The sequence below is a fragment of the Brevibacillus thermoruber 423 genome (assembly GCF_000454065.1).
Lineage (GTDB): Bacteria > Bacillota > Bacilli > Brevibacillales > Brevibacillaceae > Brevibacillus > Brevibacillus thermoruber.
In genome coordinates this window covers 256,502-271,055 of the sequence record NZ_KE695652.1, presented here as the reverse complement: position 1 = coordinate 271,055, position 14,554 = coordinate 256,502, and the positions used below count along the sequence as shown (strand labels likewise).

General features: G+C 61.6%; 10 protein-coding genes and 1 other annotated feature (1 of these 11 only partly in view). Of the genes, 4 read left to right on the top strand and 6 right to left on the bottom strand.

The window, feature by feature from the left end; translation table 11 throughout:
- Positions 1–23 precede the first annotated feature (23 nt).
- Together M516_RS23650 and M516_RS0115840 are read right to left on the bottom strand one after the other, a co-directional pair.
- The gene (locus M516_RS23650) at positions 24–3,542 is read right to left on the bottom strand and encodes a BadF/BadG/BcrA/BcrD ATPase family protein (protein ID WP_238550986.1); all 3,519 of its coding nucleotides are present in this window, start codon (positions 3,540–3,542) and stop codon (positions 24–26) included.
- Between the two features lie 183 nt (positions 3,543–3,725).
- Complete coding sequence (locus tag M516_RS0115840; protein ID WP_029099984.1) at positions 3,726–5,189, bottom strand: LCP family protein; 1,464 nt, start codon at positions 5,187–5,189, stop codon at positions 3,726–3,728.
- A gap of 266 nt (positions 5,190–5,455) precedes the next feature.
- Here M516_RS0115840 and M516_RS0115835 point away from each other — a divergent pair, with 266 nt between their 5' ends.
- Genes M516_RS0115835 through M516_RS0115820 form a run of 4 tightly spaced genes read left to right on the top strand, consistent with a single transcriptional unit; the run spans position 5,456 to position 7,952 of the window.
- Positions 5,456–6,049, top strand: coding sequence for a TetR/AcrR family transcriptional regulator (locus M516_RS0115835; protein WP_029099983.1), 594 nt, complete (start codon positions 5,456–5,458; stop codon positions 6,047–6,049).
- Positions 6,046–6,465 carry a hypothetical protein gene (locus M516_RS0115830; RefSeq protein ID WP_044899416.1) on the top strand — a complete coding sequence of 140 codons (420 nt, stop codon included), beginning with the start codon at positions 6,046–6,048 and terminating at the stop codon, positions 6,463–6,465. The genes M516_RS0115835 and M516_RS0115830 overlap by 4 nt, the downstream gene beginning before the upstream one ends.
- Before the next feature lie 55 nt (positions 6,466–6,520).
- Positions 6,521–7,435, top strand: coding sequence for an NAD(P)/FAD-dependent oxidoreductase (locus M516_RS0115825; protein WP_029099981.1), 915 nt, complete (start codon positions 6,521–6,523; stop codon positions 7,433–7,435).
- A 43-nt stretch (positions 7,436–7,478) separates the two neighbouring features.
- Entirely contained in the window at positions 7,479–7,952 is a 474-nt protein-coding gene (locus M516_RS0115820; RefSeq protein ID WP_029099980.1) for an NUDIX domain-containing protein, read from the top strand.
- A 33-nt stretch (positions 7,953–7,985) separates the two neighbouring features.
- On the opposite strand, the gene M516_RS0115815 is transcribed toward M516_RS0115820, so the two are convergent.
- The 4 genes from M516_RS0115815 to ileS all read right to left on the bottom strand — a co-directional run bounded on the left by M516_RS0115815 (position 7,986) and on the right by ileS (position 14,266).
- Positions 7,986–9,380, bottom strand: coding sequence for an MFS transporter (locus M516_RS0115815; protein WP_029099979.1), 1,395 nt, complete (start codon positions 9,378–9,380; stop codon positions 7,986–7,988).
- 16 nt (positions 9,381–9,396) lie between these two features.
- The gene (locus tag M516_RS0115810; RefSeq protein WP_029099978.1) at positions 9,397–10,515 is read right to left on the bottom strand and encodes a mandelate racemase/muconate lactonizing enzyme family protein; all 1,119 of its coding nucleotides are present in this window, start codon (positions 10,513–10,515) and stop codon (positions 9,397–9,399) included.
- 12 nt (positions 10,516–10,527) lie between these two features.
- The gene (locus M516_RS0115805; protein WP_029099977.1) at positions 10,528–11,289 is read right to left on the bottom strand and encodes a TraR/DksA C4-type zinc finger protein; all 762 of its coding nucleotides are present in this window, start codon (positions 11,287–11,289) and stop codon (positions 10,528–10,530) included.
- A gap of 190 nt (positions 11,290–11,479) precedes the next feature.
- Positions 11,480–14,266: an isoleucine--tRNA ligase gene (ileS, locus tag M516_RS0115800; RefSeq protein WP_029099976.1), complete on the bottom strand. Its 2,787-nt coding sequence runs from the start codon at positions 14,264–14,266 to the stop codon at positions 11,480–11,482.
- 51 nt (positions 14,267–14,317) lie between these two features.
- Positions 14,318–14,554 (bottom strand) — a binding site (T-box leader); it runs 34 nt beyond the window's last position.

Sequence of the window (14,554 nt, the reverse complement as noted above, 5' to 3'; positions counted from 1 at the left end):
CGTTTTCGCCCCTTTCAGATTCGTCATGACGGGATCGATTCGCTGCCCGTCTGCGGGAAACCGGTCGGGTCCATCGCAGCCGCCGGTTCTTGCGTGTTGATGCCGAGCAGTTCCCGCCGCTTCTGTTCGATGCGCTGCTGAAGCTCCGCTTTTTTCGCGGCCACATCCTGCAGGCGCTCCTCGTGCAGACTCAGGCTGTGTGCATAGGTTTTTACACGAATGTTGATCGAGCCGCTCGGCTTGTTGGCGTCGATGTCGTGCAAGGCGGAGTAAGGCGTTCCCGCCGTCGAGATAACCGCGTCGATCAGCCCGTAGGTCGGCGCGTCGTGGCCGCACTTGAAGCTGGACAGATCAAGCACCGCGACGTTGGGATGGCGGGCGGCGAACTTGGCTGCCCACACCTTTTGCACGCTGTTGGAACTGAAGTTTTCCGGCCAGACGTCCGTCACCTCCAGCGCGTGCTCCACGCGCCCGCTCTCGATGTCGTCGCGGAAAAAGCGCCGCAGCCACTGCTCGTCCTTGGGGATGGAGCGCATTGAGAGAATGGGGTAGCCCAATACCTGAAACTCTTCCAGCACCCCGTGATTGAGGCCGGGATCGGAGTGGTACGGCCGCCCGATCATCAGGATGGCGAGACGATTCTCCGCTTCCACCTGCTCCAGGATCACCTTGCCCCGCTCCTGCATTTCGGCGTCGAAGAGATCCATCGCCCGCCATCCCTGCTCCACGGCAAAATCGCTCTCGTCCTCGGTGATCTGCAGCACGTCCCGAAACGCCTCGAACAGCTGCTTCTTCATCATGTGCCGCTCCGTAAAGGTGACGGCCGGATCGAGGTAGGCGACGCCTCTCGTCGCAAAGAAGTCGATTTCTTTCGTAAAGGCCGCCTTGATCACGTTGGGCGCCCCCGCGACGATGGGACAGCTCGCCGAATCCATCACGTTCTGCAGGTGGGTCGGGATATGGGTGATGCACGGGAACACGATGCAGTCCAGCGGCTTTCGCTCGTGATGCTTGAACAGCAGGTTGTGGATGTGCGCCTGGGCCACCTTCGACGGATAGCACGGGTCGATCGAGCCGTACTTGCCGCCCTCCAGCCACATCTCTTCGCTGGTGAAGTCGCTGAAGACGATGTTGTTCTTGTCGACGCCGAGCGCTTCAAAATAGGTGCGCCAAAACGGAGCCGTCGACCAGATGTTCAGCACCCGCGGAATTCCGATGCGCATCTGGCCGCGCCGCTCCGCCGCCTCCGCCGAGGAGCGCTGAAAATGGCGCGTATACACCTTTCTCCGCATCCCCCCCAGGCCCAGCCAGCCGCGCGTCACGACGACGTCGCTTACCGGCTCGTCCGCCGACGGCATCTGTTCCGGATCGTAGAAGTGCTGGAACATGCGGGTCGCTTCGTATTCCACCAGGTTGGGATAGTGCTTTTTCAGTTCCTGCCGCTTCTTGGTCAGGCGAATGACCGCCTCCTTGTCTTCCACCGTTCCCTTTTCGCAGCTAAAACCGGAGATGTAGCGGGCCGTCTGTCCGTCCGGCGTCTCAGAGTCGATAAAGGTGCGGCTGCAGTGGTTGGGACAGAAGGTGCAGCGGGTGGATTCGTCGTTGCGGGTGATGTAGGTGAGCCCGATCGCTGCGTCCAGCCCCAGGAAGGTGGAATATCCCCGCCGCTTGACGACGCGCAGGGTCTCCATCGCGGCGCCAATCGCGCCCGCTTCGCCGGGATGGGGATGCACGTACACCTCGGCGTCGGGAACCCGCTCCCGGATGTAGTCGACCTGCGCCTTGACGGCCGCCAGGTTGTACTGCGTGCCGCCCTGGAGGACGAATTTGCGGCCCAGCTCGGCCATGCGCGGAATCTGCACGACGTACTGCCAGACGTTTTTCGGCAGGACCAGGGCGAGGCCGGCCAGCAGTTCTTCCTTGGAATACCCTTCCTTTTGGAAATTGACCCGGTCGGCATCGAGGAACACCGCACAGCCGTACGAAAACTTGGGGCTGAGATCCGCCTTGAAGGCCGTTTCCGCGTACTCCTGGATGGGGATGCCGAACTGGTCGGCCATCGCCTGCAGCAGCATGCCGTTTCCCGCCGAGCATTGGTTGGACAGCCGGAAGTTGCGGATGTCGCCGTTTTTCAAAAAGAGCACCTTGATGTCCTGTCCGCCAATGTCGCAGATCACGTCGACATCCCCGAACTGGTGGACGGCGCTCATCATGTGGGCGACCGTCTCCACGATGTTGACGTCCGCCCTGAGCGTCTTTTCCAGCACGTCCGCCGCGTACCCGGTGGCGCCAAAGCCGATGATCTCCAGCTCCGCTCCCTCGCCCGTCACCTTGTCGCGGATCCGCTGCAGCATCTCTTTGGTGTCTTCGAGAGGGTTGCCCTTGGACAGTTGGTACTCTTTCAAGAGAATGGCGCCGCTCTCGTCGACGAGCACTGCCTTGGACGACGTCGACCCACCGTCCAGCCCGATTACCGCCCTCACCTTTTGCCCCGGCGAGAAGCTGGCGGGCGTGAACCGCGGGATGCTGTACGTGCGGCGGAATTCTTCCAGCTCGGTGACGCTGCCCACAAGCGGCGGGCCGGCATTTTCGCCCAGTTTGGCTTTGCGGCCGTGGGCGATGAAGGCCTTCAACGCTTCGATCCCCTTGTAGGCGCCGACCTCAGCCGGCTCGTGCATGCCGTACATGACGGCGCCGTACGCGGCGTAGTACTGGGAGTTTTCCGGCACAAAGATCAGCTCTTCGACGGGGATGTCCCTGGGGTACTGATATCCCCGCTCTTCCCACGTCTGCGGAATGCGCTTGCGCCAGCACTCCTGCAGGAACGGCAGGTATGTATTGGGACCACCCAGGAGCAGCACCCGGTGCCTGAGCGTGTTTCCCCGTGTGAGCACGGACAGGTTCTGCATGACGATCGCGTCCGCCAGCGAACACATGATTTCCGCCGCGGGTATGCCGCTCTTCACCAGGTTGACGATGTCCGTCTCCGCAAACACGCCGCATTTGGCGGCCACGTGGTGCAGTTTCGAATCGTCGAAATGCAGCCTGCCCACTTCCTCCATCGGCATGCCCACCTTGATCATGCACTTGTCGATGGTGGCTCCCGTCCCGGAGGCGCACTTGTCGTTCATCGAAGTGAGGGCTTGTTTGTCCCCCGTCTCTTCGTTCGCTTTGAAAATGATGATTTTCGCGTCCTGACCGCCCAGTTCGATCACGCTGCCCACGTCGGGGTGAAGCTGTTCCACCGCCATGGTGACGGCGTTCACTTCCTGGACGAACTTGGCGCCGACGTGTTCCGCAATCGGACCGGCTCCGGAGCCGGTCATAAAGACGCGAATGTTTTCACGCCGGACGGCGGCAAACTGATTGCCGATCGCCACCAGGAATTCGAGCACTTTTTCCGCCTGCTTGGTATGATGGCGCTGGTAGTCCGACCAGAGAATCTTCCTGGTGCGGGGATCGACCACGGTTGCTTTGACGGTGGTCGACCCGACGTCGACGCCGATGATGAGAGAATCTTGCCCTTTCGCTTCGTTTGCCACCAAACCACACCCTTCTCCAGAAAAATACATTAAGTAGCGTGGCAATGTTTGAAGCAATCTATACATCATGGATATAGGGAAAAAGGGATGTGCCAACAACAAAACCCCTCCTCGGCAGCATCGAGGAGGGGTTGCGGGCAGCCGGCCTGTTCGCCGGGGTGCCGCGTGTCGTTTCTTCGCCTGCTAGTGAAGAACCGCACCGCCGCTCTCTTCTTTGCCGGCCGCCTCGGCAGGAAGCGGTTCAAAAGAGGGCGGGGCGATGATGTCGGGCGGCGGCAGATTGGCGGGCGGCTGCGGGGCTTCGGGGCTGTTCTTTGGCTGCGGAGGCAATTGCTGTCCGCCGGTTCCGCCCGAGGCGGGACTGTCCGCCGGGGCACCGCCCGTTCTCCCCCCTCCGGCCGACTCGTCGCCGGAAGCAGCCGGCTTGGACTTGCCGCCGCTGAGTGCAGGCGTGGAACCGGCAGCCGTTTGGCCGGTTGCCCCCGCCTGTTTGGGGGCTCCCGCCGCCCCGTTTCCAGCCGTCTGTTTGCTTGCCGCTGCCGGCTCTTTTCGTTCCGCGCGGGCGTACTCGGCGACGGCCGCCTCGCTCAAGGTTGCGCCGGTTTTGACCCCCATGGCGCTTTGCAGGGCGGAGCGGACGTGATCCATCTTCTCTTTGGGCCACAGCGTGTACAAGAGGCGGGAATCCCACAAGGCGCCGTTGTCCAGCGAAACCATCCGCTCCGGGGAAAAGCCGGCGAAATCGAGGGCCAATCCGGTGATCTGCTCTTTGGACAGATCGGTTTTGACGTGCTGTCCCGCCGTCTCGAGAATGGCGAACGCGTTCGTCAGACCGTCCATCGACGTCACCTTGTCGGCCACGGCCTTGATCACGTCCTGCTGCCGCCGGTTGCGGTCAAAATCGCTGGAGTCGTAGGCGTGTCCCCGCCGGTCCACACGGTGGCGGACAAAGCCGAGAGCCTGCTCGCCGTTCAGCACCTGCCGTCCCTTTTTCAGACGCTTGTAGACGCCCCCTTGAGGCAGCTCATAGACGAGGTCGCGGTCGACCGTCACCTCTACCCCGCCCAGCTTGTCAATCACCGCGGTGAAGCCCTCAAAGTCGAACAGGATGTAGTGTTGAACCGGGATGCCCACCATCGCTTCGACCGTTTTTTTCAACAGCGAGACGCCGTTTTCGGTCACTGTCTCGCCCCGCTGCTCCGCGCGAATCCGCGCGCCTTCCCCGGCGGCAAACACGCTGTTGATTTTGTGATACCCCGGGTAACCCGGCATCTGGACGCGGGTGTCGCGCGGCAGGGAGACCATCGTCACCTGCTGCGCGCCGGGATCGACGACGGCCAGAATCAGCACGTCGGTGTTTAACATGCCCTCCTGTTTCCGGGTGTCGGTCCCGACAATCAGCACGGAGAGCGGCTTCTTTTTCTCGTACGCCTGCTGCGCTGCGGGCTGGTCCGGCAGCTTGTACGGGTCATCCGTGATCGCCCCCAGGGTGTCGTTGATCCGGGTGATGCTGTAGGCGGCTCCGGCTGCCAGCAAACAGAGAAACAGGCAGCCCGCCAGCAGCAGGCGCATCCCCCATGTCCGCCGGCTCCGTCTGGCGCGGCGCCCCTTTTGTGCAGGAGCAGTCGCTTCATCCGTCTTCCGCATGCGTCGTCAACTCCTCAATCCCAGTGTACGTGACGTTTGATTCGACGTTTCTACTTTTTCTGGAAAAAATATGTACCATTCTATCACAGTTTTGTCTGGTTTTGTAGAATGGTGATTTCTTGTTCAGCCTGTATATGGACTTACTGTCATCTTTATCGTCTCGTAGATTACGTACCTCTTGACACATTCCTCGTTTTTCCATATTGTTGAGTGCAGAAGAAAAGTTAGTTATATAGCTAACTTATAAATAAAGCGAGGATGATTCCATGGCCAAACCCAATGTCGTGTCCAAACAGGAACTGCTGCGTTCTGCGCAGCAATGCGTCGCCCGGCAAGGTCTGCAGGCGCTGACGCTTAAAGCGGTTGCAGAAGGGGCCAACGTCACGCCGGGCACTGTCTACTACCATTTTCGGAGCAAAGAACAGCTTCTCCTGGAGTTGGTGCAGGAGATGTGCCGCCGATCCTGGCAGCACCTGGAGACGGACGCCGATACGGCGGACGGGTTCCTGGAGGCTGCGCTCGATTCGGCGAAAAGCCGCTGCTCGCATGAATCGTTGTACCATCGGCTGTTTTTTTCACTTGTCGCCGCCGGCTTTCACCAGGAGAAACTGCGGGCGGAACTGAGCCGCCTGCTTCAGGAGGAAAACGACGCGCTTGCCAGTCAGATCCGCCGCCATTGGCACGCCGAACAGTTGGGAGACATCTCAGCAGAGAGCTGGGCGCTGTTGATGAACGCCCTGATCGACGGACTGGCGCTGCAGGCACTTCTTTCTCCCACGTTTGACGTGGAACGTGCCTATGCCGACCTGGAAAAACTGATCCGCCGCCAGCTTCTGCCGCAAGGAGGGGCGTCGGCATGAACCTCTCCCTCCGCGCGATTGCGATTCCGACAGCGGCTGGCCTGATCGTCTGGGCGGCTGTGACGATGTTCTTTCGTTGGTTTGGGCATCTTATCCTGACGAGCGTACACGATGAGCGGTTTCCCGTAATCTTCATCGGGTTGGAGGGGGCCACTGGCATCGGCCTCTACCTGATCGGCTTGTTGTACCGAAAGATTGACCGTTCGCCCCGCGCTCTGCTGCGGTTCGCCCTGATCGGATCAGCGGTCGGCTTGATGCTGGACAGCGTTTCCCTTTCATTTCACCCGCTGTTTTTTCCCGGGATGAACCGGGATCAGGTACTGGCCTTTACCGTCTGGATGGCATTCGCCTACGGATTGTTTCTGATCATTCCCGCCCTCCAGAACGCACTTGCGCTCACCACAGGAAAACGGTAGTCTAAAACTATCCAAAAAGAAACCGGAACGTTTACGGGAAGCGGAGGGGCTGAGTGTGGAACGCGTACAGGTGCTGATCGCAGGCGGCGGCATCGCCGGGTTGTCCGCCGCCATCTGGTGTGAACGGCTCGGATTGTCCTGTGTCCTGGTGGAAAAAGGGGATCGGCTCGGCGGGCAGCTTTCGGACATCCACAACCAAATTTGGGACTTTCCGCCGCGCGTCTACCCGGACGGCGCGGCTTTGCTGGACGAACTGCTCGCCCATCAATCGATTCGCGCACTCCGCCCCCGCCTGGGGGAAGCGCTTCGGTCGGTCGATCTCGACGAGCACCTGGTCCATACCGACAAGGCGGTGTACCGGGCCGACTACCTGATCATCGCGACGGGAGTGCGCCCCAACCGGATTCCCGCCCTCGCCGGCTGTTCGCGGGTGCTGCCGCCGTGGTTCTCCACCACCTCGCAGGGAACCGCCGTCGCCGGCCAGGATGTGGCGGTGATCGGGGGCGGCGACCGGGCGGTGGAAAGCGCCTGCAACCTCCTGCCCCACGTCCGCAGCCTCTACCTCCTCGTCCGCAGCGATCGGCTGCGGGCCCGTCCGCAGTGGGTGGAGCGCCTCCACCCTCACCCTTCGCTCCACGTGCTGTGGGAGACAGTGGTGAGCGGCTGCCGGGAGCAAAACGGCAAAGCCGTGCTCACCCTGGATTCCCCCCGCCCCGGTACACCCCAAACGCTCGTCGTCGATTGGGTCCTGCCGCGAATCGGCGTGCGTGGAAACATCGACGGGCTGGGACAACTGCCTGCCTTGGAAGGCGGGTATCTGCAGGCTGACGTCAACCAGCAGGTCGGAGCCGACTGGGTCTACGCCATCGGAGACGTCGCCAACGGCGCCGCCTACGCCAGCCTGTCCCTCGCCGTCGGCCAAGCGATGAAGGCGGTCAAGCACATTTCGCTTCAGGTCCCGTCGCCGTAACCGATCGCGTCGGGTTACCATCCGAGCAAAAGGAGCCGTGATCATGTACTCGTTCGTCGATAACTTTGGCCTGCCGGTGACGCTTACGTTTGACCCGGCCGTCTACCGGAAACGGCGCGCCCGGCATGTACTGGTCTTTCCGTTTTGGAAAGGCCGGCTGGTTTTTACCCGCCACCGCACAAGGGGCATCGAGCTGCCCGGGGGCAAGGTGGAGCCGGGCGAATCCAGTCTGGCCGCCGCCGTCCGGGAAACCTACGAGGAAACCGGTGCCACGCTGGAGGCGATCGAACGCATCGGCCAATACACCGTCAACCACGATCTGGTCAAGGATATTTACGTCGCCCGCGTGCTGAACCTGGAGGCTGAGCCGCCCGGGGCGGACGTGGCGGAGCGGGTGTTGTTCGAAGAGACACCTCTCCAGGTACGGGATGATCCCCGCTTCAGCCGCTATCTGTACGACGATGTGTACCCGCTCGCGCTGGAGCGGGCAAGCCGCCATCCGTTTGCCGCAACGTGACAGGCATCCCCCCGCTCGTGGGCGATGCCTGTTTCAGCTTTTTCCTTTTTCCTTTTTCTCTCCCAACAGACGGTTGACCAGCTCGTTCGGATCAAACCCCATCCTGCGCACCGCCTCCGATCGCCGTCTCTCCTCGTCGCTCTCCGCCTGGATTCCGAGGATTTCCGCCGCCTGCCGCATCGCTTCCGTCTCCTTTGCCTGCTCGTTCTCCGCTTGCGCCCGTTGGCCGGAAGCCTCCCGGGAATCCTGCTGCGGTTTCAGGAAGAACAGCGCGACCACCGCAAACAAAGCGGTCAAACCGGCGATGGAGTAAAACATCACGCTGCGGGAAATGCCCAGGAGCCAGGTAAACACCGGCGGTCCAACAGCCACGCCGATAAACCGGACGCCGCTGTAGAGCGACGTGATCATGCCCCTCTCCGCCTTTTTCACTGCCCCCACGATCATGCTGTTGAGACAGGGAAGGATCATGCCCGTTCCGGCGCTGCCGATCACCAGCACCCCGATCAGGAGGTACACCCCCTGCACAAAACTGGCGATCACGTAGGAGGCGGCCAGGAGGAACATCCCGCTGATCACGAACAGGCGCATCACGCGCAGCTTTTTCTTGATGATCAGGCCGGTCACGTACGCGACGATGCTCATCACCAGCAGCGGAATGGCCAGGAAGCCGCCCTTCAGCACACCGTCGATCTTGTACGTCTCCTCCAGCAGGTCGGACAGGTAAAAGAGCACGCCAAACAGCGTGAACAGGCAGATGCTGCCGATGAAGAACGCCGGCACCAGCCAACGTCCGTGCTGCCGGAACACCTGCCCGATGGACTGCAGGTACTGGCTGACCTGCATCGGCTGTTTCTGCTGCCTGTTTTCCCGGGTACAGAACCAAAACAGCAGCAGGACCGCTCCGCAGATGATCGGAAACGCCAGAAACACCATGTACCAGGAAATCATGGCCAAAAGCGCGCCCAAAACCGGACTGAGCACCTTGCCCAAACCGTTGGATGTCTCCATCAAGCCCAGCGCCCGGCTCTCCGCCGCCCCGTTAAACAGGTCGCCCACCATCGCCATCGCGATCGGGGCGGTACCGGCGGCGCCGATGCCCTGCAGGACCCGCCCGATCATGATGATCCCGTACGGCTTGTCCCACCAGAGCGCCGCCAATCCGGCCAAAAGACCGCCCGCCCCGTACAGGATCAGGGACAGGATCACGACAATTTTGCGTCCAAACCGGTCGGACAGATAGCCCGCCAGCGGAATCACGACGCCCGCCGCGATGGAAAACGCGGTAATCAACAGGCTCGTCTGCAGGCCCGTCAGTTGCAGCTTGGCTTTCATCGTGGGCAGGACGGGGATCAGCATCGAGTTTCCCAACACCATGACCAGCGGGATGCCCGCCAGTCCCATCAGGTTTTTCGTGTTCTGTGCCATACCGTACTCCCTCGCGTCACGCGTATGCGCTGCCATCCCAGCGCAACGCATTGATAATCTGCCAATCCGGCTCCACGCCGATGCCCGCTCCTCCGGGCAGGGCCACCTGTCCGTTGACCGGGGTGACGGGAAACAGACGGGTAAACGGATTTTCCATGACGTCCCACTCCACCGGTTCGATCGGGTCGGCATCCATTTTGCTCCACGCCGGGAGACACGCCTGCGCGTATATCGCGTACAAACGAGCCAGCGATCCGTCAAACACGTGCGGAGAGACGCGGTGCCCGAACTGCCGCCCCACCTGCAAATTGAAGCGAAAGCCGTCCACCCCGTCGGCATGCATCGGATCGGGCTGGATGATGTCGACTGCTCCCTGCTTCAAGAGCGGCAGGTACTGGTGGCAGTGGATCAGGTTTTCTCCGCCGGCCAGCGGAATCGACAGCGCCTGCCGCAATTTGGCGTACTCCTCCGTCCGCTCCATCGGCATCGGTTCTTCCAGCCACATCCAGTTCTTATGACGGGAAAAGACCTGTTCCCACTGCCGGGCGGCGGCCAGATCGTAGCTTTGGTTGGCGTCTACCGCCACCTGGACGTCTGCCGGCAGCGACGCCATCAGCCGCTCGATGTGACGGCGGTCTTCCTGCCAGGAACGGCCCCCGATTTTCACCTTGATGCGGCGAAATCCGGCCTGCACCTGTTGTTCCACCAGCCGGACGGAATGCTCCGCCCAATCCGGCCGCTCGCTGTAGGATTGAAAGGACGCGTAAACCGGGATGCTGGTGTGGTACGCCCCTCCCCACAGCTCGCAGACGGACAAGCCGGCCAGTTTGGCAGCGATCTCGGTCAGGGCCATGCTGACCGCCGCCGCGGAGCGTTGATGCCATTTGCCGATGACCTCCACCAGGCGCAGGCGGTCCGTCACCCGTTTGCCCATGAGGTACGGAACGATTCGCTCGTGAAATCCCTTGTCCAGCGTCGGCAGCCAGTCCACCGCTTCTCCCCATCCGTCGGCCCCGGAGGTCGTGATGATGCGGATCAAGTAACAAGTGCGGTACTTCTTGCAGCCGTTGGCGTCGCCGTACGGCTGCGCCAGCCGATAGAGCAGCGGGTAGGTCTCCACGCGTTCGATCTGCATCTCATGTGCTCCTCACAACAGGTCGTCGCGTCCTTCGCGCTCCGCCCGCTCCCGCAGATACGCTTCGTAATCAAGGAACATGCCCTTTCCTTCCCCTTTGCGCATGTACTCCTCATAGGTGCCGCTGCGCATGAAATTGACGCTTTCCGGACCGTGGTAGCCGTCCATGTCCGTGTAGCCGATCTGCTCGACGGCCTCGACGGACCCGTCCGCCTCGTCGCTCTCCACGTACATCTCCTTGTAGTCGGTCTTGTCGTTGTCCACATAGGAAAACGGCGTGCTTGACGTTCCCCACGCCTCAACAATCTGCCAGGCGTCCTCTCCGTCGAAGCCGTTCTGCCCTTCCTTTTCGTCCAGCGAGGTGCGGCCAAACGGCGGCTGCAAAAACTCCTCCTCGATCGGACGGGACTCGTTGATGTTGGGCGCCGGCGCGTGTTCCTTGCAGGTTTGGGCGTGGGGCAGTGCCTCCAGCCGCTCTTCCGGGATGGGCTGCCCGCAGACGGTGCAGCGCCCGTACGTCCCTTCGTCCATGCGGGTGAGCGCCTGGTCGATCTCCTTCAGCGTCTCCCGGTCCAGACTGTCCAGCGCGAGGTCTTTTTCGCGCTCAAACAGCTCGCTGCCAATGTCGGCCGGGTGATTGTCGTACATGGAAAACTCCTGCAGGGATGTCGCCATCTGCTCCCGCATGCCGTAGTGGGCCTGTACCCGCTCCTCCAGCTCCCGCTTTTCCTGCAGCAGCCGCTCCCTGAATCCAGCCAGCTTCTCCTTGTCCACGCATGCCACCCTCCTCTGTTTGATTTCCTTGATGGGTAGTATGTCTTGCGGACAGTGAAAATAACCCTCGCCTGCCCCTCGGCAGTACCGGCAGCGGTTGGCCGCCTTTTTGGAGGGACCCGGCAGACAAAAAAACAGCCCTGCCTCACCACAGGGGCACAGGCAGGGCCGTACAGCTTGTCGGATGAAGTTATTCCGCCACGTGGGCGTAGTGTTCGTGTACAATTGTCGCGCAGCGCTTGCAGAGGGTCGGATGGGCGCTGTCCGCCCCGACGTCCTGCTTCACCACGCGGCAGCGTTCGCACTTGACACCGTCAGCGGGAGCGACGACGACCGCGATGCCTTCCAGCGCAGCCGCTTCGGCCGGCACGCTGGCACCGTGCGGATGCAGATCCACATGGGCGACGATGAACAGGTCGGCCAGGTCATCCATGGCGGACAAGACGCGTGCCACCTCTTCCGTTTGCGGATAGAGCGCCAGCTTGGCGTCGACGGAGTTGCCGAACACTTTGTTGCGGCGTGCTTCTTCCATCGCTTTCAGCACTTCGTCGCGCACCGCCAGGAACGCGTCCCACTTGCTCTCCATGTCTGCCGCGAAGCCGAGATGCTGTTCGTTTGCCTCCGGCATGTCGGTCAGCTGCACGCTTTCCTCGGCCACGCCCGGGATGTAGCTCCACACTTCGTCTGCGGTGTGCGGCAGGATCGGCGCCACCAGCTTCACCAGGTTCAACAGGCAGTCATACATGACGGTCTGCGCGGCGCGGCGCTTGATGCTGTCGGGCGCTTCCACATAGAGCCGGTCTTTGCAGATGTCCAGATAAAAGGCGGACAGGTCAATGACGCAGAAGTTGTGAACGGCGTGGAACACCGTGTGGAATTGATAGTCGTCGTACGCCTTGCGCACCCGTTTGACCACCTGCGCCGCCTTGGCCAGCACGTAGCGGTCCAATTCGCCCAGCTGCTCGTACGGGACGCGGTCCTTCGCCGGATCGAAGCCGTTCAGGTTGCCCAACAGGAAGCGGAACGTGTTGCGGATCTTGCGGTACACTTCGGCGATCTGGTTGAGGATCGCGTCGGAAATCCGCACGTCCGCCTGGTAGTCCACGGACGCTACCCACAGGCGCAGGATGTCCGCCCCCAGCTTGTCGATCACCTCTTGCGGCACGATGACGTTGCCGAGCGACTTGGACATTTTGCGTCCTTCGCCGTCGAGGGCGAAGCCGTGGCTCAGCACCGCCTTGTACGGCGCCGTCCCGTAAACGGCCACCGACGTGGAGAGCGACGAGTTGAACCAGCCGCGGTACTGGTCCGAGCCTTCCAGGTAGAGGTCAGCCGGCCATTTCAGCTCTTCCCGCTCTCTCAGCACCGCTTCGTGGCTGGAGCCGGAGTCGAACCACACGTCCATGATGTCCGTCTCTTTGCGGAACTCCGTGCAGCCGCACTTTTCGCAAGTCAGGCCCGGCGGCACCAGTTCGCTCGCTTCCCGGGCAAACCAGACGGAAGAGCCCTCTTTGCGGAACAGCTCCGCGATGTGGTCGATCGTCGTGTCGTTGATCACCGGCTCGTTGCAGGATTTGCAGTAGAAGATCGGAATCGGCACGCCCCAGACGCGCTGACGGGAGATGCACCAGTCGCCGCGGTCGGCCACCATGTTGGCCAGGCGCGTTTCGCCCCAGTGCGGAAGCCACTGCACGTTTCTGATCGCTTCCAGCATCTGTTCGCGGAAGCCGTCGATCGATGCAAACCACTGCTCGGTCGCCCGGTAGATGACCGGCTTTTTCGTCCGCCAGTCGTGCGGGTAGGAGTGGGTGATGAAGCCCAGCTTCAAGAGCGCTCCCGCTTCTTCCAGCTTTTGTGTAACCGCCTTGTTGGCGTCCTCGTAGAACATGCCTTCGAAGCCCGGCGCTTCGGCGGTCATCTTGCCCTCGTGGTCAACCGGACAGAGCACGCCGAGACCGTATTTCTGGCCGACGTTGAAGTCGTCTTCCCCGTGACCCGGAGCGGTGTGGACGCAGCCCGTACCGGCGTCCAGGGTGACGTGTTCGCCCAGGATCAGCGGGGACGGACGATCGTAAAACGGGTGCTTGGTCACGACGCCTTCCAGTTCGCTCCCCTTGAAGGCAGCCAGCACTTCCACGTTCTCCCAGCCGATCTCCTTGGACGCTGCTTCCAGCAGACCGCTCGCCAGCAGGAATTTGCGGCCGTCCGCCTTCACCACGTTGTACTCCAGTTCCGGGTGAATCGAGATGGCCAGGTTGGCCGGAATCGTCCACGGTGTGGTGGTCCAGATGACAACGCCGGTGTCCGTGTCCAGTTTGCCCTTGCCGTCGGTCACCTGGAAGCTGACGTAAATGGACGGCGAGCGCTTGTCCTTGTATTCGATTTCCGCGTCCGCCAAAGCCGTCTCAGACGACGGGGACCAGTAGACGCAGCGCAGCCCTTTGTAGATGTAGCCTTTTTTCGCCATCTCGCCGAAGATGCGGATCTGCCGCGCTTCATACTCCGGTTTCAGCGTCACGTACGGATTTTCCCAGTCGCCGCGGACGCCGAGCCGCTTGAACTGATCCCGCTGCTTTTCGATGTAGGACCAGGCGTACGCTTCACAGCGTTTGCGGAAGTCGTTTACCTCAATGTTGCGGCGGTCCAGCCCCTCGGCGTTGATGATCGCCTGCTCGATCGGCAGCCCGTGGGTATCCCAGCCGGGCACGTACGGCGCGCAGAAACCGGCCATCGACTTGTAGCGGACGATGAAGTCCTTGAGGATTTTGTTCAGCGCGTGGCCGATGTGAATGTTTCCGTTGGCGTACGGAGGACCGTCATGCAGAATGAATGCGGGACGTCCTTTTGTCCGCTCCTGCACTTTCCGGTAAATCTCCTGCTCATCCCAGCGGGCCTGTATCTGCGGTTCGCGGGTCGGCAGGTTGCCGCGCATGGGGAAGTCGGTTTTCGGCAGCGATAACGTTTTGCTGTAATCCATGGCCTGTTTTCACTCCTACTTGGTATCAAAATAAAAGCCTTCCCTCATCCCAAAAGGGACGAGAGAAGGCTCCCGTGGTACCACCCTGATTGAACGGAACGCATCCTGCCGCAAGCCGGCAGTCGCTGCTCCGCTCCACTCGTTTCATTCGTAACGGGAATGACGCGCTCCCTTACTCGCCCGCCGGACGTGACGTCGGCAGCAGGCTTTCAGTTGTGAACTCCCGGGTGATTTTCGGCGACGGCAGCTGGCCGGGCTTTCACCTCTCCCCGGCTCTCTGGGCAGCGC

What these genes read in the sequence shown, in the direction of transcription:
- M516_RS0115840 (WP_029099984.1), bottom strand. Translation starts at nt 5,189, where the DNA reads ATGCGGAAGACGGATGAAGCGACTGCTCCTGCACAAAAGGGGCGCCGC.
- M516_RS0115835 (WP_029099983.1), top strand. Translation starts at nt 5,456, where the DNA reads ATGGCCAAACCCAATGTCGTGTCCAAACAGGAACTGCTGCGTTCTGCG.
- M516_RS0115830 (WP_044899416.1), top strand. Translation starts at nt 6,046, where the DNA reads ATGAACCTCTCCCTCCGCGCGATTGCGATTCCGACAGCGGCTGGCCTG.
- M516_RS0115820 (WP_029099980.1), top strand. Translation starts at nt 7,479, where the DNA reads ATGTACTCGTTCGTCGATAACTTTGGCCTGCCGGTGACGCTTACGTTT.
- M516_RS0115815 (WP_029099979.1), bottom strand. Translation starts at nt 9,380, where the DNA reads ATGGCACAGAACACGAAAAACCTGATGGGACTGGCGGGCATCCCGCTG.
- M516_RS0115810 (WP_029099978.1), bottom strand. Translation starts at nt 10,515, where the DNA reads ATGCAGATCGAACGCGTGGAGACCTACCCGCTGCTCTATCGGCTGGCG.
- ileS (WP_029099976.1), bottom strand. Translation starts at nt 14,266, where the DNA reads ATGGATTACAGCAAAACGTTATCGCTGCCGAAAACCGACTTCCCCATG.